This is a genomic window from Pullulanibacillus pueri, assembly GCF_014639255.1.
Lineage (GTDB): Bacteria > Bacillota > Bacilli > Bacillales > Sporolactobacillaceae > Pullulanibacillus > Pullulanibacillus pueri.
Genome location: NZ_BMFV01000041.1, coordinates 12,528 through 31,424 on the forward strand (window position 1 = coordinate 12,528; position 18,897 = coordinate 31,424).

At 40.3% G+C, this 18,897-nt stretch carries 17 protein-coding genes and 1 pseudogene; 7 read left to right on the top strand and 11 right to left on the bottom strand.

Translation table 11 applies throughout. From position 1 onward, the window contains the following. Nucleotides 1-260: 260 nt before the first annotated feature. From IEV91_RS18790 to acpS, 3 genes are all read right to left on the bottom strand, one after another. On the bottom strand, nt 261-1,265 hold the full coding sequence (locus tag IEV91_RS18790) for a LolA family protein (RefSeq protein ID WP_229745656.1): 1,005 nt from the start codon (nt 1,263-1,265) through the stop codon (nt 261-263). Between the two features lie 107 nt (nt 1,266-1,372). Then, entirely contained in the window at nt 1,373-2,902 is a 1,530-nt protein-coding gene (locus tag IEV91_RS18795; RefSeq protein WP_188498967.1) for an NAD(P)H-hydrate dehydratase, read from the bottom strand. A gap of 56 nt (nt 2,903-2,958) precedes the next feature. Next, on the bottom strand, nt 2,959-3,318 hold the full coding sequence (acpS, locus tag IEV91_RS18800; protein ID WP_188498968.1) for a holo-ACP synthase: 360 nt from the start codon (nt 3,316-3,318) through the stop codon (nt 2,959-2,961). 84 nt (nt 3,319-3,402) lie between these two features. Between acpS and IEV91_RS18805 the strand changes: the two genes are divergently transcribed. Continuing rightward, nucleotides 3,403-4,038 carry a rhomboid family intramembrane serine protease gene (locus IEV91_RS18805; protein ID WP_188498969.1) on the top strand — a complete coding sequence of 212 codons (636 nt, stop codon included), beginning with the start codon at nt 3,403-3,405 and terminating at the stop codon, nt 4,036-4,038. A gap of 210 nt (nt 4,039-4,248) precedes the next feature. Here IEV91_RS18805 and IEV91_RS18810 read toward each other — a convergent pair whose 3' ends face one another. Beyond that, complete coding sequence (locus tag IEV91_RS18810) at nt 4,249-5,331, bottom strand: citrate/2-methylcitrate synthase (protein WP_188498970.1); 1,083 nt, start codon at nt 5,329-5,331, stop codon at nt 4,249-4,251. Between the two features lie 115 nt (nt 5,332-5,446). Here IEV91_RS18810 and IEV91_RS18815 point away from each other — a divergent pair, with 115 nt between their 5' ends. After that, the gene (locus tag IEV91_RS18815; protein WP_188498971.1) at nt 5,447-6,322 is read left to right on the top strand and encodes a LysR family transcriptional regulator; all 876 of its coding nucleotides are present in this window, start codon (nt 5,447-5,449) and stop codon (nt 6,320-6,322) included. A 96-nt stretch (nt 6,323-6,418) separates the two neighbouring features. Here the strand turns inward: IEV91_RS18815 and IEV91_RS18820 are convergent, their stop codons facing one another. The 4 genes and pseudogenes from IEV91_RS18820 to IEV91_RS18835 all read right to left on the bottom strand — a co-directional run bounded on the left by IEV91_RS18820 (nt 6,419) and on the right by IEV91_RS18835 (nt 10,829). Next, a complete protein-coding gene (locus IEV91_RS18820) occupies nt 6,419-6,985 on the bottom strand; it encodes an isoprenylcysteine carboxyl methyltransferase family protein (RefSeq protein ID WP_188498972.1) in 567 nt (188 codons plus the stop codon). After that, entirely contained in the window at nt 6,982-8,079 is a 1,098-nt protein-coding gene (locus IEV91_RS18825) for a type III polyketide synthase (protein WP_188498973.1), read from the bottom strand. Before IEV91_RS18825 ends, IEV91_RS18820 begins: the two co-directional genes overlap by 4 nt. Nucleotides 8,080-8,770: 691 nt before the next feature. Then, nucleotides 8,771-9,538 (bottom strand): annotated as a pseudogene (locus IEV91_RS18830) (ISL3 family transposase); the annotation flags it as partial. A 322-nt stretch (nt 9,539-9,860) separates the two neighbouring features. Next, nucleotides 9,861-10,829 (bottom strand): hypothetical protein, encoded by a 969-nt coding sequence (locus tag IEV91_RS18835; protein ID WP_188498974.1) that lies wholly within the window; start codon nt 10,827-10,829, stop codon nt 9,861-9,863. A gap of 246 nt (nt 10,830-11,075) precedes the next feature. On the opposite strand from IEV91_RS18835, the gene IEV91_RS18840 reads away from it, so the two are divergent. From IEV91_RS18840 to IEV91_RS18850, 3 genes are all read left to right on the top strand, one after another. Beyond that, the gene (locus IEV91_RS18840) at nt 11,076-12,335 is read left to right on the top strand and encodes a helix-turn-helix domain-containing protein (protein ID WP_188498975.1); all 1,260 of its coding nucleotides are present in this window, start codon (nt 11,076-11,078) and stop codon (nt 12,333-12,335) included. A 28-nt stretch (nt 12,336-12,363) separates the two neighbouring features. After that, a complete protein-coding gene (locus IEV91_RS18845; RefSeq protein WP_188498976.1) occupies nt 12,364-12,516 on the top strand; it encodes a hypothetical protein in 153 nt (50 codons plus the stop codon). A gap of 775 nt (nt 12,517-13,291) precedes the next feature. After that, entirely contained in the window at nt 13,292-13,525 is a 234-nt protein-coding gene (locus IEV91_RS18850; RefSeq protein WP_188498977.1) for a ferredoxin family protein, read from the top strand. Between the two features lie 161 nt (nt 13,526-13,686). Here the strand turns inward: IEV91_RS18850 and IEV91_RS18855 are convergent, their stop codons facing one another. Then, entirely contained in the window at nt 13,687-13,896 is a 210-nt protein-coding gene (locus tag IEV91_RS18855; RefSeq protein ID WP_188498978.1) for a hypothetical protein, read from the bottom strand. Nucleotides 13,897-14,381: 485 nt separating this feature from the next. Next, complete coding sequence (locus tag IEV91_RS18860) at nt 14,382-15,545, bottom strand: site-2 protease family protein (protein ID WP_188498979.1); 1,164 nt, start codon at nt 15,543-15,545, stop codon at nt 14,382-14,384. A 169-nt stretch (nt 15,546-15,714) separates the two neighbouring features. Between IEV91_RS18860 and IEV91_RS18865 the strand changes: the two genes are divergently transcribed. Continuing rightward, a complete protein-coding gene (locus tag IEV91_RS18865) occupies nt 15,715-16,023 on the top strand; it encodes a hypothetical protein (protein WP_188498980.1) in 309 nt (102 codons plus the stop codon). 182 nt (nt 16,024-16,205) lie between these two features. Here the strand turns inward: IEV91_RS18865 and IEV91_RS18870 are convergent, their stop codons facing one another. Beyond that, entirely contained in the window at nt 16,206-17,123 is a 918-nt protein-coding gene (locus IEV91_RS18870) for a peptidoglycan-binding protein (RefSeq protein WP_188498981.1), read from the bottom strand. A gap of 336 nt (nt 17,124-17,459) precedes the next feature. Between IEV91_RS18870 and IEV91_RS18875 the strand changes: the two genes are divergently transcribed. Next, a complete protein-coding gene (locus tag IEV91_RS18875) occupies nt 17,460-18,797 on the top strand; it encodes a TrkH family potassium uptake protein (protein WP_239541439.1) in 1,338 nt (445 codons plus the stop codon). Nucleotides 18,798-18,897 lie beyond the last annotated feature (100 nt).

The window sequence follows — 18,897 nt, forward strand, 5'->3', positions numbered from 1 at the left end:
GGTCCAAAACTGGTTATGACACCGTATCCATTTATGAACACCTTCTCACCTCTCCTTCATTTTTTCCTGCATGAATAGGCAGGTAAAACCCCCACTTCAAGACATACTAAGTGGGGGATTAACTGCCCGTAAAAGTCACGCTTGCTTCGGAACACAGGATGCATGCTCATATGGCCCATCACAAGGTGTACCGACATCAACCTAACTTCCTTATATTATTCATCAGGGAGATGAAGAAGGCCTCTAATAAAGAAGTCTCATTATTTTGTCACTTGGCCAACCACTGACTGTGCAACCTTAACCATTTCATCACTGGTGAGATCATCAGAAACAAGGTAATAATCCATGCCATCGTGTGACCATGTCAAGGAATGATCTGTCATTGCTCCTACAGTAAAACCAAGGTTAACAGGATCGGCCTCAAGGTCGACAGTTGCACTTGCTTCTGCCACTTCACTTTTTGTTTCAACTAGTGTATAGCCTTTTTTACCGGTATATTTGATGATAAACTTTTTATTCCCATCACTTGAAACGTCTTTAGAATAAGCAAGGGATGCTCCATCAATATCAACCGTCGGCTGATAGAGTTTAAACTTCTCATCCGGCACCGCCATCGCTGGAACTTCAAGCGCCATACTGGTCATATTTTTATCAACATCAAAGTCACTTTTATTAAACTTCGGACCAAACTTAAAGTCCTTAAATTGAATGTCGATGACCACGTTCATATCTTGATCCATCACTTTAACGCCTTTTGGTGCTAAATCTTTCTTGTTTAAAGTGATTTTTTGATTGGTGAGAAGTTTCGTTTGATAATTTGTTTTGGTTGTAAAAACATAATTATTTTCCTTATTCTCGAATTTCGCATTAGCGTCGTTTACAATGTCCTTCGCAAGTGATTGAAAGAGATACGTTTGACTCCGGTTGTTGGGCCAATCGCTCTCAAAGTGGTATTTCTTATTGAGTGCTGGCGTAAGAACAAAAACATCACCATTATTCTTAATGATCATTTGTTTATTTTCTTTGTTGTCATCTTGTATAACAACCTTATATTGATCAGGTTTTTGATACCAAATTTCCGCGTTATACTTTTGTTGTTTTTCGCCATTATTAAAGGTCATGACCGCATTGGCCTTATAGCCTTCCAATTGTTCCAATTTTTTAGATAAATCCCCTACTACATCTTCCTTCGATTGGCTCCCACAGCCTGCTAATACAAAAAGGAACATGACTCCTAATAACATGAGTGAAAAAATTTTCTTCACATTCATCCAGCCCCTTTGTCTCATATCAGTGACAAAGGAGGGATTCTATTCTAGCAAATCGCACCTTTTTAAGAAGGGTTTCTCCATCGTAAGAGAGGGTTAACCTTTTATTTATCGACCGGCACCAGTTCTCCCAATGCTTGTGGCAACATGTGTATGACATCTGAGGCTAGAATGCCTGTCATCCCCTTTAAAGAACGTACCAGGACATCCGCTGCATAACCATGTAAATAAACGGCATTACATAAAGCCGAAATCAATGTCTCATGTTGCATGATAAAGGAAAGAACAATGCCCGTAAGCACATCTCCGGTGCCACCAGTGGCCAAGGCAGGGTTACCCGTTGTATTGACCCACTGCGTCCCATCTGGTGCCGTGATAATCGTAAAAGGTCCCTTTAGAATCAAATAAACACCATAATCTTTGGCAAACCGACGCGAGAGACCAAAACGGTCATTCTCTACTTCACGTACACTTTTGCCAACGAGTCGCGCCATTTCACCGGGATGGGGGGTTAATAAGGTGGGCTCTGACCGTTTGCGCAGCCTCTCTAAATGGTTCTTAAGGTAAAAGAGTCCATCAGCATCAAGGAGTAAAGGACCTTTTGTATGCTCTAATAAGCGAATGAGAGTGAGCTCTACTTGTTGAGAGCGCCCAACTCCTGGTCCAAAAGCAACAGCATCATATTTCGATAAAGCCTCGCCAACCGTAGCATCCTCTGTACAGTCAAAAGGGTCAAACATGGCTTCAATGGCTTGTGTCGCCAAAATGGCCTTGACACTCTCTGTCGTATTCACTGAGAGTAGCCCCGTACCTGAGCGTAAAGCGGCTCGAGTGGCTAAAACGGCTGCTCCTGGCATGCGGTCTGAACCTGCGATCATCAAACCTCGCCCATGATCACCTTTATGCGCGGAGCGTTTCCTTTTTGGAAAGGACCGAATAAAGTCCGCTTGGGTATACTGACTCACACCTTCTGCTCCCACTGTAATAGAACACTTAGGTATGCCAATGTCCACAACGGTGACTTTACCAAAATAATTTGCTGCCGGATACGTAAATTGCGCTCTCTTCGGACATTGTAAGGTCAATGTCTTCTCAGCCTTCACCCCTTCATGTGTGAAATGCCCACCGTTAGCTGGAATTCCACTCGGAAGGTCGACAGAGATGATCGCTGTCTGACTCAGGTTCATCGCCTGAATGACCTCACGATAGGGTGGTTTTGGCGCCCCTTTAGCTCCGGTACCTAGCAGTGCATCGATAATATAATCCCATGACGCCCATGCCGCCTTTAAAGCATCAAGTCCTTCATCACTGAGATAATGACATACCCCTCCGCACCTTTCAAACACTTTTTGATGATAGGCACAATCCCCTACAAGGGCTGCTGCTTCTGCCACTACCCAGACTTCCACCGAATACTGTTGATTCATAAGATGTCGGGCAATAACAAAACCGTCTCCACCATTATTCCCTTTCCCAATAATCACCCCAATTTTTTCTTCTTTGCCTAGGATAGATTGCAAATGATAGAATATACTTCTTCCGGCATTCTCCATCAACAAGGTCCCACTTAATCCAATCTGTTCAATGGCATGACGGTCAATCGCTTGCATACCTTCTCTTGATACGATTTGCACAATAGTCCCTCCCAGCGCATTACAAATATATGAGACAACTCTTAAATATATGCGAACTAGCCTGACAAGCTTTCAATAGTTACCGTCGCTGCGGCATATTTTTTTGTATGAGTTATCGATAGATGGATACGATGATCAGCCTTGACATTTATAATGGGTTTGCCCGTCCCATCGTTAAGAATCTCTATATCTTGCCACGATAAATACTGGCCAATGCCTAATCCAGTCGCTTTCGCGTAAGCCTCTTTAGCTGCAAAACGCCCTGCTAAAAATTCTTTCTTACGTTGCTCAGACCCCTTATTGTAAAAAGCTTCTTGTTCCATTTTCGTTAGAATTCTTTCAATAAATTTCTTTTTGTATAGTAATTTTTCGATACGATCCAGTTCGATAAGATCAATCCCAGTCCCAATGATCACAAACCTTCCCACCTTTCTTCCAATTTTATTCGTACAATCCTTTTGTTTATAATATAATATAGCAAGAGCAAAGGAGGACGTCACGTGTTTATACGAACCGAAAGCTTTAAAGAATTTCTTAGGTTTTATCCGATTGTTTCGATCATCATCGCCATCAACTTACTGGTGTGGATGATCTATAAGCTAGCCCTTTGGTTCCATATTCCTCATATAGCGGAATATATTGTCTTTTGGGGGTTCGGCTCTAACTTCCGGGTTCAAGCCTACCATGAATGGTATAGGGTGATTACGCCCATTTTCACACATTTTGACTTTTCCCATGTTTTCTTTAATTCCTTTTCTATCTTTCTGTTTGCTCCAGCATTAGAAAGTTTACTTGGAAAGTGGAAGTTCATTGTCGCTTATTTGGGGTCTGGAATTATTTCGAATGTCCTTCAATACTTCTTTGCCGATATCTCTTTACAATACATTGGGGCTTCCGGCGCGATTTTCGGGTTATTTGGGATCTTCCTTTTCATTATTACATTAAGAAAGCATTTGCTCGATAAAGGCAGCAGACAAATGATTCTTGTCATCTTAATTCTCAATGTGGCATGGACGCTCTTTTTCCCTTCTAACATTGACATCCTCGGGCATCTCTTTGGATTACTTGCGGGATTCGTATTAGGTCCGATATTATTGTTCAGAAATCGTGGCTCTTATTATTACAGACCAAGATAGGAAAAACTTGACCCCAAGTCTTTATCCATGAAGCCAAGTTTTTCTACTGATCTCTTTATTGCTTCGAAGCATCAGCACCAAGTGGCTTGGAGCGGAAGACGCGAGGTTCGGAATACTTATACTCAGTGCGTTCCTCAGCGGCGCTGATGCACCGATGCCTAAATTATTTTATACTTTCATATTTTTAAAACGAGGGAAATCCCCTCGTTTTCATTCGTATTTTGGACCAATATAACGTGACATTGGTCGAATAATGCGATTATTTTCTGCCTGTTCGAGTGCATGTGCACACCATCCCGCGAGTCTACTCGTCGCAAAGGTTGCCGTGTATAGATCCTGAGGAAGTCCAATCGTTTTAAATAACGCTGCTGCATAAAATTCGACATTCGTTTTAAGCGAATGATTAGGTTTATACGCTTTTAGAGCTCTTTCCGCTTTTTCCTCCAATGCGAGGGCCAGCTGCAGCCAGCCCTCCTCTCTATTGAACGATTTTACTACTTTTTTGAGCATAAGGGCTCGTGGGTCTTTTGTCCGATACACCCGATGCCCAAACCCCATCACCTTTTCTTTATTCTCTAAACGTTCTTTTAGCCATGTATCGATGTTCTCCTTTCTCCCGATCTCCTCTAGCATCTTAATGACTTCTGAAGGCGCTCCACCATGAAGAGGCCCTTTCAAAGCGCCCATAGCCCCCACTATCGCCGAAATCAGATCAGACTCTGTTGAGGTAATCACACGAGAAGTGAAACTCGAAGCATTAAGACCGTGTTCCATTGTGAGTGTAAAATAACAATCTAATGCCTTTGTCTCATCCTCAGTAGGCCGTTGCCCAAAAATCATGTATAAAAAGTTTCCTGCAAAGTTCAGTTGAGCATCTGGAGCTGTTAACGGTCTTGCTTCTAGTCTGCTTTGCCGTTGCCCAAGGATGGCTAGAACTGTTCCTTGAAGATGTAAAGCCTGGTCTCGGGTCGGCGGCCAGGTGAATTTTTGACGGTTAATGGCGGATAGGGCCACCATTAAATAAGAAATAGCGTCAAGGTGTAAAGGAACAGTCTCCAAAAAGGTCAAATACTCCTCATCCAATTGCATCGCTGCTATTAACTGCTGTGAAACATTTCCTATTTCTTCTATCGTAGGATATCTCCCCGTCAGAAGAAAATAAAGATTTTCCTCAAAGATGTGCTCTTCTGCTAACCGACCTATGGGATACCCTCTTAGGCTTAACTGACCCTTTTCACCCTCTATTTCTGACAAACAAGTATCCGCGACAACGACTTGATCAAGTCCTGACATTGACATTTCCCCCTCAAAGTAACTGGATATCCTTATCATAAAAGGATCCATTGATAAATAAAATTAAATATTTTATATTAAATCAATAGAATTTTTTAATTAGAAGGTGCTGAATATGAATATCAAATGGCTTAAAACCTTTATACTCGCTGCTCAACATGAAAACTTTAGAATCACGGCCGAAAAATTATTTTTAACGCAACCGACGGTTACTTTTCAAATCAAACAATTGGAAAACGAGGTGGGGGCGCAATTATTTCGTCGTGAGGGTAGGAATGTCTTCCTTACTCTTGAAGGAGAACACTTTCTAAAGCACGCATTGGCGCTTACAGAACAATATGAGACCGCTGTGCAAGCTATGCACACACTCCAAAAAGGGTACCATTCCACCTTGACACTCGCGACTTCACCACTCGTCGCAACCACTCATCTTACTTTCATCCTACGCCGTTTTATGCATGACTACCCCCATATTGAAGTGATTGTAAAAGTCATGGAGTCCTCTCAAATTGAGGAAGCCCTTCTTCAAAACACCATTGACATCGGCTTCTCAAGACAGGGTGCTTTTCACCGGTTTACAGAACAATACATTCTTTCAGAGGACCCTGTTGTTATGATCGTGCCTCATGATGGGTATGACTGGGAAAGTGGTCCACTCATAAACTATGAAGCGATTTTCGAGTCACTCCCACTGATCACCCATAATCACCCAGAGTATTGGGATGCATTGCTTTCTGATATTTATGCTCGCTATTCACTGAAAACTATGGTTGTCAGCCAAGTGAGTACTACCAAGCACTTTATTGAAGAAGGCCTTGGCTTCTCCTTTCTTCCTCACATTGCCGTGCGCCGAGAACTGGCAGAAGGTCGGCTCCTTCTTGTCGATCATCATCCTTTCAAACTACCAAAAACGCGAACCTATCTCCTCACCCATCACCCCACTGCATCTGCTCGTCTTTTTGCAGACTTTACAACCGCCCTTATGACCTGATAAGAACTTGGCTTCCGCCAAGTCCTTATCCTTATCAGAAAAGACAAATTTTTCTACCGCTCTCTTTATTGCTTCGACGGCTTAAAAAACAGCTCCTCATTTCCGAGGAGCTGTGGGAATAAATCGTTTGCGCTTATGCATTTTCTTCTTATAGTTTGTCATTTCCATGAGAGCCTTTTCTTCATCTGGAATCCTTACTTTTAGTATAATAAGCCCGTTTAATAGGCTAAATAAAATCATGGTGATGTAAGCCTCAAAAATGAGAGGAAGAGTTAACATTTCTAGCCCAACGACAATATAATTAGGATGACGCAAATATTTATAAGGTCCCTTTGAAATCACATCCGCACCCGGTAAAACAATAATCTTCGTGTTCCAAAAATGACCGAGGGATAACAAAGCCCACGCGCGTAATCCTTGTGCTATAACAAAAAAGGTGAAGGGAAGAATGCTCCAAGGGGTCAGTTGAGGCTGGCGAATAAAGACCTCTAGAATAAGGGACGCAAAAAATAAGACATGAAGCAAAATAATCCATTTATAATGCTCTTCCCCTACTTCATAAGCCCCTTTTCTTTTTAATATCTTCTCATTTCTTTTAGCGATCCCTAATTCAACAATCCTTTGTGCAATGACAAAGGCCAACAAAATGACAAATAATGTCATGAACAGACCTCCCACTCCATCATCAGTAATTCCGCACTAAATCCCGGTCCCAATGAAGCGGCAAGCCCTTTCTCTCCCGCTCGATTATCCTTACGCATCACGCGATCTAAAACAAATAAAACCGTCGGTGAGGACATATTCCCATAATGCTTGAGGATATCCCAAGCGTCTTCAAGAAGAGCCCTGTTAAGAGAGAGCGTTTCTTCATAGGCCTCTAGGACCTTACGCCCACCAGGATGCGCAATAAAATGGGTCAACTGGCTTGCCTTAATACCGAATTTTTTGAGAAAATTTTCAGTCACCGGCTTGAACCACCGCTCCACAAGCGCCGGAATGCTTTTCGAAAACACGACATAAAGCCCCTCATCCCGAATATTCCAACCCATGACCTCTTCGGAGTCCTTTAGAAGGGTGGATTCAGACCCCTTCATTTTCGGCAACGCTTGCTTTTTTGAAGCTTTTAATAAAGGAGAGGCCTCTCCAACCACTAAAGCACAAGCGGCCCCATCTGCGAATAAGGACACCCCTATCAGATTACTTTTAGACCTATCATTATATTGGAATGTTAAACTACAGAGCTCGACTGAAACGACCAGTACTGCCGCTTCAGGATGGGCAGTACAGAAGTCATCTGCCCGGGCAAGCCCGGCAGTCCCGCCCGCACATCCTAGTCCCCAAATTGGGAGTCTTTTGGTATGGCTATCAAAATCTAATTGATTGATCAGGCTGACCTCAAGACTTGGTGTTGCCAGCCCAGTAGTAGAGACAAAAATAATTGCATCTATTTCTTTTGTCTGTATGTCACGTTTTAAAAAGCCTTCATTAGCGAGACATTTTTTTATAGTGCGCATAGATAAGTCGCGGGCAACGTTACAATAGACATCATTTTTCTCTGTAAATGTACGTTTTTCCTTGAACCAACTGATCGGCTTTGAAAAATAGCGCTGTTCAATCGAGCCATTAAGGAAAACTTGAAGCAATCGGTCAATATCCTGAAAATCCTTTTTAAAGAAGTCTCTCGCGAACACCATTGTTTCATTCTGGTCCATCACGTATGGAGGATTAGCAGTTGAAGTGGATAATATGAAGGACATTCTCAGGGCCACCTTTACATCATTTTCCTTAGGCTATACATGATTTAGAAAAAATATACAGATAGGATAAACTGAGCAAGGGAGACCCGAATAAGATTGCTCGGCTTCCGCCAAGCCTAATCAGAGAAGACAACTTTTTCTACCGATCTCTTTATTGCTTCGATGGCTTATACTTTCTTATTCCTTTAAGAAAAACCGGGCGTAAATGCATGCCCGGTCCTCATTCAGTTGGGCATTAATATGTATTTTGCCAAAGGGCATCGTTAGTACCAAGTGGATTGAAGTGGAAGACGCGAGATTCGGAACACTTATACAGAGTGTGTTCCTCAGCGCCGCTGACGCACAGATGCCTAACTAGAGTCCTTCGGGAACGGGGCCAGCGTTACTTCACGAATAAACGTCGAGTTGTTCCGTTACATCCGTGTGACAACGCCGAAGCTAGCACATCAATACCACCCCAAAAAGTAAAGAACACTTTTCGGGGACCCCGATTACCACCCCAAAAAGTAAAGAACACTTTTCGGGGACCCCGATGGTGCGTCGAACGCCAACCCTACCCACATCAGAAAATCGTTTAAAACACGATTTTTCTGCGAGAATTATTCTCTTAGGAGCTTCCCTTAGTCCTGTGGGCATGAGGAAAGCGAGCGACCTGGAGTCCGATCAACACTATAAGCGTTAAACCTTTTCACTTCTTACGATCATAAGGATGCAATTCCCCTTGTACACGTCTTCTCACTCTGTCTAGGGCCCAATAAATATAACGACAAAAGTGAAAACGGTCTGCGACAATAATAGGACTACTTAATGCTTTTCTAACTGCTGATTTAAAGCTATGGCTCATGTCCATGACAACAATTTTGACCTTTGAACTCTTTTCTCTTAGATAATTCTTAACTGTTTCTACCGAACGGTTGGGTAAAATATCAAGAGGTTTACCGGTGTTTCCATCGGCAATTATAACCTGGTACTTCCCCTCATTAGTGTCACCTTTATACTCATCAATCGCGATGACAGAAGGTAATTCATTTACTTCTTTTAAGGTTCCTGCTGAAATTTGATCGAAACGGCGAATAGCTGTGGTTTGTGACGTTCGAAACTGTACTGCTGTGTCTTTAAAGTTTTTCCCTTTGATTACACGTAAAACAAGTGCTTGATTCCATTCTATTGAATGTCTCTGATAGCGTTCTACAACACTATTTTTTTCTAAAAAACGCTTCCCACACGAACATACATATCTTCGCTTTCTATAAAACAAATAGGAGGTTCGTTCAAACACCTTAAGGTGTTTCACCTTTTGAGTGCGGTAGTCATGGACCTTGTTGGTTCGCTCCCCACATGCTGGACATTTGTGCTTTTTTCTTGGAATTTCAATATAAAGATAAAAACTACCATTCATCTCTTCTGTTTTTGTAATCTTAACCTCTTCTAATCCAGGTAAATTCATGTTAAACTGCATAGACACGTAATTCCAATCCTTGTTCTTGTTTCTCGTCAATTCAAGTGTAAAGGATATAGGAGCTTACGTGTATTTTTTTGCCGTTTTTTAAAAGGGACAAGAATACAAAGTGAAAAATGGCGAGACTCCTGCGGGAATAGCAAGCCAGGCGAGACCCGCAGGACACAAAAGGATAAGTCCGAGGAGGCTCGCGGATTGCCCGCGGAAAGCGAGTCATTTTTCACTTAACCAAAACAGCATTGTAAATTGTCTACAAACCCCAACATATATAATAGAGCCAAAAATTCTAATCATATATATAAAAAAACCACTTCCCCGAAGGTTAGTGGTTTAATCCCAATGCCTCTAATTTATTTTCGCTACTTTGTCGCCCTGGCCAACGAACGACCCGCATAATTTTTCGCTTCTCATGGCTCCAATAAATAATCGATTCTGTTTGCCCATTATAGAACAATAAGTGTTTATCTTGTGCTCGCACATCCATTGCTTGTGGGAGCTGAAAAGTCGTTTGTTTGCCTGTCTCCAGATTAATGTAGACAAGTCGGTCAGAATAGCCTTTGGCCATATCTAAACCACAGATGACCAATTCATTCTTATAACCAAACAATTTCCGTGGGGCAATCTCAACGGCTATTTCTTTAACCACTTGACCATCAAGACCGCATTGAATGACTTTGCCCTTATTTCCGTCTCTTAGGTAAGAGAGTGCAATAAACAATTTATTTTTATGACATAGGATTCCCGTCGGAAACATGTCATGACCTAGACTGACAACCGTTTTCTTATCATTATTTAATATATAAAGGACAGCTTCATTACTTTCTACAAAATAACTCGTGACATAAAAGGTTTCTCCTATGCACTCCATATCCCAAAGAAATCCATCAATGGTCCATTCTTCAATAAAATTCAAATGATGCTTGCAAAATGAATATATGTGACCCTTGTCATCGGTTCCTTCACAGGCAGCAATCATCAAGTATTCCTTTTCATATAAAGTAGGCTTCCCTTTTACGGCAAAGTTTTTCAGCAGATCACCTTTATGATTAAATATGTAAATCTGAGTGGTCTGTTTATACATATTGTTCTTTTCGATAAACCAATAATTACCATCACGATCTATTAAAAACTGTTCAAAGTCAAACTGGCTGTACATCGATCGAAAGAACGGATGAAGCAACTCATTTAAGACTACCGATTGTGACTGAAAGGAACTTTTGATGTCATCAATGGCTTGACCCTGATCGTTTGCAAAATTCAACTTCAAGGAATGTCCCGATTGATTCTCCATTTTACATAAAGTCTCCTTTTTCCTAAGAGTTTTTTCAAAAATCTCGGCATATTTTTTAATTGGAATATTAACATCCGCTTCTTTATGATTTAATATATAAGAAAATAGTTTTTTAGATTAATCCTTAATCCTTATAATTATAATATCAGAAAAAGCAGGCCTTTTTATTGGGAAAATCAAACCTATCCCCCCTGTTTATTTTGGGGTTATCAAAGCTTTTTTCCCCATTTAGGAAGAAGGGAATTTATGATCGGAAAAAGAATTAGATACTATAGAAAGCTGAGTGGCCATACACTTGAATCCCTTTCAGAAGGGATTTGTTCAGTCTCTTATCTAAGTAAGATCGAACATGGGGATAAGTCCAGCGAAGAAATTATTTCCTTTTTATGTGAGCGCCTTGGGATTAACTATAGTGATGTCGACAATTCTGAAGAGACAGAGAGAATTAACATCCTTCTAAACCAATGGTACAAAGCGATTTTAGACTATGAAGACAAAAGTAGTTTAATAAAAAAACGCGATACCATAAAAAAAGCATTAGAGACTTCACAAATCGAGGAACCCCTTATTTATTTAAAATTTGATCTCTTCAACCTGAGGTTTCAATTTTTCTTAAACAGTATGGAGGATGCCGAAAACACACTAAAATATATTAGTAAGTTTAAAGATATTTTCAATAGTGAACTTCAATACTATTACCTGCAATTTTCTGGTATCTATTACAACTTTATTAACGACTTTACAAAAGCAAATGATTGCTTTAAAGAAGCTGAAGATATTTTAACCCGACTCTCATACAGCGAAGCAGAAGAAGCCCAGCTTTACTATCAAATGGCAAATCTCTATGTCAGATTTTCACAAGTGAGAGAGTCGATAAAATATGCAGAGATGGCCTTGGAAAAATTTAATAAGGATTATAACTTAACAAGAATCGCAGATTGCCAGGTCCTCCTCGGTATCGGCAATCGCTTGTCCAAAAACTTAAACAAAGCAGAACATCATTATGAACAAGCTTTAAAGTTTGTTAAAATACTTGACGACCCACAAAGGCTTGGCATTATTCATCATAATCTTGGTCATGTTAAATCACAGCGCGGTTCTTCAAAAGAAGCCATTGAGCATTACCGTCAAGGGTTAACCTTTGCGAAAGGCGATTCAAAGGCCATGACCCATTACTTGCTCGCATTAGAATATTATAAGCTAAATCAAATAAGGGATTGCCTCAAGCAAATAGAAGAAGGGCTCCCCCTTTCACAAAAAAGTATCGATAAAGAATATTATTATTCTCTTCTTGTCCTCAAGCACAAAGCATTAGGCCAAAAAGACCGTAGTTATGAACTTTTAATTAAGAACGAGGTCATTCCCTATTTTAGTAAAATTCAAAAATGGGATCAGTTAACCGCCTTTGCCGAAGAACTGGCAGAACATTTTTATGAAACCAAAGCCTATAAAAGATCAAGTGAAATGTACAAAATCGCAAATGAGGCTATAAAAAAACTCAGATAAGTTAAGTCATACAAAAAGGAGGATTAAAATGAAAACCCGCTTCCTTGTTGTATTATCTATAGTTTTTGTGCTCTTACTCATCTTAGATTTTGAACTAAACTCTGGCAAACAAGCAAACAAAGACAGAACACCTCCTGTTGGAAGTCCACAAGAGGTCCAATTCATCAGCACTCTTCCATGATGAAGCATGTCTTAGTGAGCCTGGGACAGAAGTCTTTCACTCAAAGAAAAATCCGTTCATTCAAAATGTTGATGGACGGATTTTTCTTTATACTTAGCATGGGCGAATCGCTCCGTCAAAACACGTCGCTTTCCATGGGCGCGGCCTCAGCTCACTTTGGAGTGGGGCATATAGGCCCCAAAGTATTTATGATTAAAACCCCCCTGTTCCTGCGTCTACGAATATTGCGCTGCGAAGGAAGCTTTCTCGGAAAAACTCGACGTTGACTCGTGAAGTCACGCTGGTTCCCACCCCCATAAGACCAAGGAAAGCAACGAGGAGGATCATCTTCGCAGAAAAAACCGTCCGTTCTCACGATTTTTTTGAGACTCCGTATTTTGACTACACTCTCCTTTCCCACTCAATCTTTAACTTGCATGGTTCAGTATTTGTATTCATTATCTTGTTTTGTCTCAACCTCTTTATTTTTTATAAGGGATCGAAAACAGTCCACAAGCTTGCCTTTCATCCCCTGTTGTGATATATATTTTATAGTATGCATTTTAATTTTGGTGTATAGATGCTGGAAACCTTCCTTATGAACCTATCGTGTTTCCAAAAGCTTTACATATAAATGTATATATTATACTTCCATTAATTTTGACGACTATTTGCTGGCCATGTTCACCAGACAATTTTTATCATCACTAAATTGCGGTTTGGCGTGCAGTAGCAGTCATGAATAAAGCTAAGATACACTCATTTTTCGTATAGAATAGAAAGGAGATATCTAATTATGGCATTTGTCATCACGTCACCATGTAAGGATGAAAAAGCTGCAGAATGCGTAGAAACATGTCCTGTTGATTGTATAATTGAGGGAGATGATATGTTTTATATCGATCCTGATATTTGTATAGACTGTGGTGCTTGCGAAGCGGTCTGTCCTGTAGAGGCGATCTATCCTGAGGAGGAAGTGCCTGAGGAAGAGCATAAATACATCCAATTGAATCGTGACTTTTTTAAATAAACTCAAACCAATGAATTAGAGCTCTTATTTACGCCATAAAACCCCAACACTCCCCATAACGGTGAGTGTTTTTTATTTCCACAAATAAAATCCGGCATCCTCTTAACCAGATACCGGATTCTTTTCATTTATCACCCTGAGGACTATGTGAAGTATTTAAATTAAATCGCTTGATCCCTATGCTCTTTTTTCGATGACTGCTCTTGATAGAGGCTTAGTAAACCTAAACCCATCCCAATTAAAAAGGTAAACACAGAACCTAGAATTAAGCCGCCACCAAATATATAAGCGCTTACATGAGGAAGAACAAACGCCAAGATAACGCCTACAACAAACTCCGTTACGCAAACAATATTTAAGATTTTAACCATTTTCATCACCTCAAATTGGTTTGTCAAATCTTTATCACTATATCGTCATTATTTATTCATATTTTATTCATCCTTTGTTCACATTTTACTCTTTACTTGTAAAAAAATCAAGTGTATACGGCATTTTATTTTATATTCTCGATATTAAGTGCGAAAAAAATCGGTAGAGCACCCGTTCCTCTTGAGATCATTGAAAGACTTTTTTCTAAAAGCCAGTATAGTGCCCTCTTTGATCAGAACATAAGGCGCAAGATTCCGAACACTTATAATACCACCGGAGTTCTTCAGTGCCGCTGACTCATGGCTGTCTAAACTAGGGTCCTGTTGGAGCAGCACGAGTCCGAAGATCCGCTTGGGAAACAAATCGTCAATTCCCCAGTGAGTTGAGACTACTAAGGACGATCGGTTAATGGATGATCTTCAATAAAAAATGACATCTGTCAAGCATTTAACTTATAAAATCTAATCATACAAAAAAGTCACCTCTACTGAAGTGACGTAACGATATATTGACTTTCTAAAATTCCTTGTCCATATATAAATAAAAGGCCTAACACAGCTGCTAAAAGAATATAGGCAATAAACACGGTGACCTTCGTCCGAACGGTAGCATTATAATATTTATTGATGGCTTCACTTTGCCCCTTTAATTTTCTGATGATCCGTTGTTGTTCATTGACAACCTGTGAAATATCGTGCTGATCTTCAATCCGTGTAATAATGGTCATTAACTCTTTATTTATTTGTCCCTGTAAGATCAGACTCATTTTCCTTAATTTTTTCCGGTCTTGTAAAATAGGGATCAACCATTTCGACATACTGGAGATTTCCCCTTGTAAGGTTCCCTGCTCCTGGCGTACGTCGCGGATTAAATACTCCTTCATCACTTGGTTGACCATCGGACCGTCTTCTTCTCTATAATATTGATAAAAAAGATCTTCCCTTAGCTTTAAAACCTTTTCAATGAGCCTTTCTCTTGCCACTATTTGAAGTTGGATAACTTTGATATTATAATCCTCACGGAATCTTCGCCACCAAGAAAAGAAACCAATAATAATAATAATGACAAAAAGAACTGACGGATAGAAGTAGGTAAACACAATCATTCCGAGTAGGCCTAGGAACCATAGGTTTGGAGACAAAACCCCAACAATTCTACCACCATCCAATGGTGATACTGGAAATAAATTAATAAGATTAATAAAGGATCCGAGCATGATGACTAATGCCCAGACAGATTGACCTGTAAGTGTATATAAAATCAATGCCGGAATAACTGAAACAAGTCCAGCTAACGGCCCCCCATAAGCTAAATAAGCCTCTGTCGCCGCGTCCTTTGGTTGCTCCTTCATGCCAATCACCGCTCCCATAAAGGGAATAAAGACCGCCGGGCTTGTCTTAATGCCCTTTTGTTTGGCAGCCACCAAATGCCCCATTTCGTGAACAAATAGTAAATAGATAAGGGCCACTCCAAATTGCCAGCCAAAAATCAGCGCGTAGGCGCCTAAAGAGACCATTAAACTAATCAACATGCCCCCAAATTTTGAAAACTTTAGGAGCGCAAAGACCCATTTCAATTTAGACAGTATAAGTAAACCGGTTGCAGCAAGTATTCCTTTTCCTGTGTTATTCCTTTTTTGCTTCGCCATATAAAAACTCCTATACCAAGATACCTATAGTCTACCAAAAGTTAATCCATTTAACATCTCAAGACCTACGAGAGTTAATAAAAATTTAAATAAGCACTCTCCTTCCTTTCTTGAACTTCTTCCATAAGCCCCTTATACTTTTCTTAATGGTTATTAAGGAGGGACAAGCATGAAGATCACCAAAAGAGCCGACCTTATTATCGATCAATATGGTAATTACTATTACGCTATTGACCAAAAAGAGGAGACACTTCGCATCGTCAATGCTTTTATGGATTTGAGCTATCGGCGTATTCTTGATGAGACTTATATGGAAATGCATGCAGGTGAACGGATCGGTCAACATCCGTATAACCTTCTCAAGGATCATATTCATATGGTTGCCAACAAGCGCAGTCGTTTTAAACTCTATACTTTGGAAGAAATAGAACAGCATTACGACGTGATATTAGAACCCTTGTACATTCCGAATACATAATAACACATCGTCATAAGTTTAGAGCCCAAAGGAAGGGGCAGTTTTTCCGCAGAAAAGCTGACTACGCACCCTTCAAGGAGCTCAGGAATTTCTTCCCCCTTCAAAAAATCCCTGTGATGGTTCAACTAGATGGAATATTCGACAGATATCCTCCAGCCTTCATCAAGGGATTTGTTTTTTCTTTAGTTTAATATTTTCACCTTTACGGTTTTACGTCCCCAATCAAGAGCATCTGATTGATTGGACATAAATAAATCAATGCGTTTGCCATTGATGGCTCCGCCAGTATCTCCAGCAACAGCGTAACCATAGCCGTCAACATACAGCTTTGTTCCGAGTGGGATAACATCTGGATCGACAGCTACAACCTTTACATCAGGATTGGCACGTAAGTTAATTCCTGTAGCTGTTACTCCAGAGCATCCCGAGCAATATGCGGTATAAGCTGTTGAATTCATATAGATCACTTTGGAAGAACTAGCAGGTTGTGATCGGCTTGATGTGTTCGTTTTCTTTTGCGTATAATTGACTGTTTCAACCCGCGCGCTCCCAGCTGTGGACTGAGAGGCACGCTCGGCGGAACTATGTAATGCTTTAAAGGTTTGTTGTCCCACAAGGCCATCCACCTTTAAGTCATTACCTTTTTGAAAGTCTTCTACTGCTGTACGCGTTTCCTGTCCATAGATCCCATCAAGATGACCATTATAGAAACCCAGACTTTTAAGATGATCCTGGACGTCTTCAACCTCTTCCCCCTTGTCACCCAACCTCAAAATTTTTCCATCAAATTTCACATAATGATTCAACGCACTCTTTGTTTCAGGACCCACCAGTCCATCAACCTTCAGTTGGTGGTCTCTTTGAAAGGCTTTGACAGCTTTTTCTGTTGATGATCCAAAATAACCTGTAGGCTTAGATAATTTATAATAGCCTTCTCTCTTTAGCACCAACTGTAAATTTTTAACGTGTTGATCATGGCTCCCTTTGTATAGAAGATCATCTCCAAAGTGAGCACTCGCAAATGCCGGTAGCGCTAAAATTGATCCTGTTACTGTCGTTGCCACTGTAAGCTTTTTTGCAACCCCTCGATTAATTTTCATCAAGGTCCCTCCCCTTGAACATTATCCGTATACTTTTATGTCCTCTTAGCCCATTGCATGACTTACAGTTATATTACAAGGCTAGACTCCATCTCTATAAAAGTCGCTTTTCACAAGCAATAATAGCCTTTTCACTGTAACACTATTGAAATATTCATGATCAAGTTAGACCGCATACAAAGACGACCTTAGCCATTTGAAGAGTAAATCTATTGATTCAATTCTGCCTTTAAACAAAAGGTTGAATTCCACTGTTAATAAGCTTAATATTTTACTATATGTTTTTTTAGTCATGCACATTGATTTATTTACTATATATTGGGGATTATTAAAGTTATGAAAAATAAAAATTGGCTATCACGCCGTGTGATTCATTTAAACCCTGCTCAAATTTTAATGCTTGGCTTTATGATATTAATTATCATCGGGGGATTTCTTTTTAAACTCCCTATTGCCACCCACGGAGGTATTTCCTGGATTAATGCCTTTTTCACTTCTACATCAGCCACTACTGTAACCGGGCTATCAGTAATCAGCACAGGGACAAACTTTACCCTTTTTGGCCAAATCATCATTCTTTTTTTAATGCAAATTGGTGGTGTCGGCTTTATGTCCGTCGGTGTTCTCATCATTTTAACGCTCGGGAAACGGATTGGTTTAAAACAAAGGCTTGTCATCAAGGAAGCCCTGAATCAGACTTCTGTAGGGGGAGTCATCCGTCTCGTCAAGAAAATCCTTCTTCTGTCTGCCGTTATCGAGACTATTGGTGTGATCTTTCTCATGCTGCGCTGGGTACCTGACATGGGATTTTGGAAAGGCATTTATTACAGCATTTTTTATGTCGTTGCCGCTTATAATAATGCTGGTTTTTCTCTTTGGCCAAACAGCCTCTCAAGATATGCGAGTGATCCAGTTGTCAATATTGTCATTCCTCTTCTCTTTATTATTGGTGGAATCGGCTTTACTGTTTTAACAGATATATGGAATAGCAAGGATTTTAAATCACTCACTTTACATTCAAAATTAACGATTGTGGGTACGATTGGTCTTACGATTTTCGGTATGTTAATGGTCCTTATTTTAGAATTTAATAACACTAAAACCCTTGGCCATCTGAACTTTACGGAAAAACTTTGGGCCTCTTTCTTTCAAGGAGCAACTCCAAGATCTGCTGGTTTCAATACATTAAATTATAACGATATGAATGAAACCACCCTGCTCTTAACCATTTTTCTTATGTTTATTGGTGCAGGGAGTGCTTCGGCTGGCGGGGGAATAAAGGTCACGACTTTTTTCATCATTTTAATATCAGTGGTTGGCTTTATTACAGGAAGAGAAAATCCAGTGGTGTTTGGAAGATGGATAAAGAAAGAGAGTCTGTCTAAAGCGATGGCCATTTTCGTTCTTAGTCAAACGTTCATCTTTATTGGAGTTTGCGCCTTAATGCTCACTGAACAGGCGAAATTCTTACCCACATTGTTTGAAGTGGTATCTGCCTTCAGTACGTCAGGTCTTTCCATGGGACTGACACCTCATCTCTCAGCCATTGGAAAGGTGATCTTGATTTTCATCATGTATACAGGGCTTGTCGGTCCACTTACCCTTTTCTTCTCACTGTCACAACCAAAGAAATCGAAAATAAGGTATCCAAGCGAAGATATCATGACCGGATAACCTTTCTAGCATGAAAAAGACGGCTGACGCCTACTGATATGCTCCCTTTTAGGTAGACAGATTAAAAAATAAAAATCTGTTCTATCTAGGGGGAGCTTTT

What these genes read in the sequence shown, in the direction of transcription:
- IEV91_RS18810 (WP_188498970.1), bottom strand. Translation starts at nt 5,331, where the DNA reads ATGTCAGGACTTGATCAAGTCGTTGTCGCGGATACTTGTTTGTCAGAA.
- IEV91_RS18815 (WP_188498971.1), top strand. Translation starts at nt 5,447, where the DNA reads ATGAATATCAAATGGCTTAAAACCTTTATACTCGCTGCTCAACATGAA.
- IEV91_RS18820 (WP_188498972.1), bottom strand. Translation starts at nt 6,985, where the DNA reads ATGACATTATTTGTCATTTTGTTGGCCTTTGTCATTGCACAAAGGATT.
- IEV91_RS18825 (WP_188498973.1), bottom strand. Translation starts at nt 8,079, where the DNA reads ATGTCCTTCATATTATCCACTTCAACTGCTAATCCTCCATACGTGATG.
- IEV91_RS18835 (WP_188498974.1), bottom strand. Translation starts at nt 10,829, where the DNA reads ATGGAGAATCAATCGGGACATTCCTTGAAGTTGAATTTTGCAAACGAT.
- IEV91_RS18840 (WP_188498975.1), top strand. Translation starts at nt 11,076, where the DNA reads ATGATCGGAAAAAGAATTAGATACTATAGAAAGCTGAGTGGCCATACA.
- IEV91_RS18845 (WP_188498976.1), top strand. Translation starts at nt 12,364, where the DNA reads ATGAAAACCCGCTTCCTTGTTGTATTATCTATAGTTTTTGTGCTCTTA.
- IEV91_RS18850 (WP_188498977.1), top strand. Translation starts at nt 13,292, where the DNA reads ATGGCATTTGTCATCACGTCACCATGTAAGGATGAAAAAGCTGCAGAA.
- IEV91_RS18855 (WP_188498978.1), bottom strand. Translation starts at nt 13,896, where the DNA reads ATGGTTAAAATCTTAAATATTGTTTGCGTAACGGAGTTTGTTGTAGGC.
- IEV91_RS18860 (WP_188498979.1), bottom strand. Translation starts at nt 15,545, where the DNA reads ATGGCGAAGCAAAAAAGGAATAACACAGGAAAAGGAATACTTGCTGCA.
- IEV91_RS18865 (WP_188498980.1), top strand. Translation starts at nt 15,715, where the DNA reads ATGAAGATCACCAAAAGAGCCGACCTTATTATCGATCAATATGGTAAT.
- IEV91_RS18870 (WP_188498981.1), bottom strand. Translation starts at nt 17,123, where the DNA reads ATGAAAATTAATCGAGGGGTTGCAAAAAAGCTTACAGTGGCAACGACA.
- IEV91_RS18875 (WP_239541439.1), top strand. Translation starts at nt 17,460, where the DNA reads ATGAAAAATAAAAATTGGCTATCACGCCGTGTGATTCATTTAAACCCT.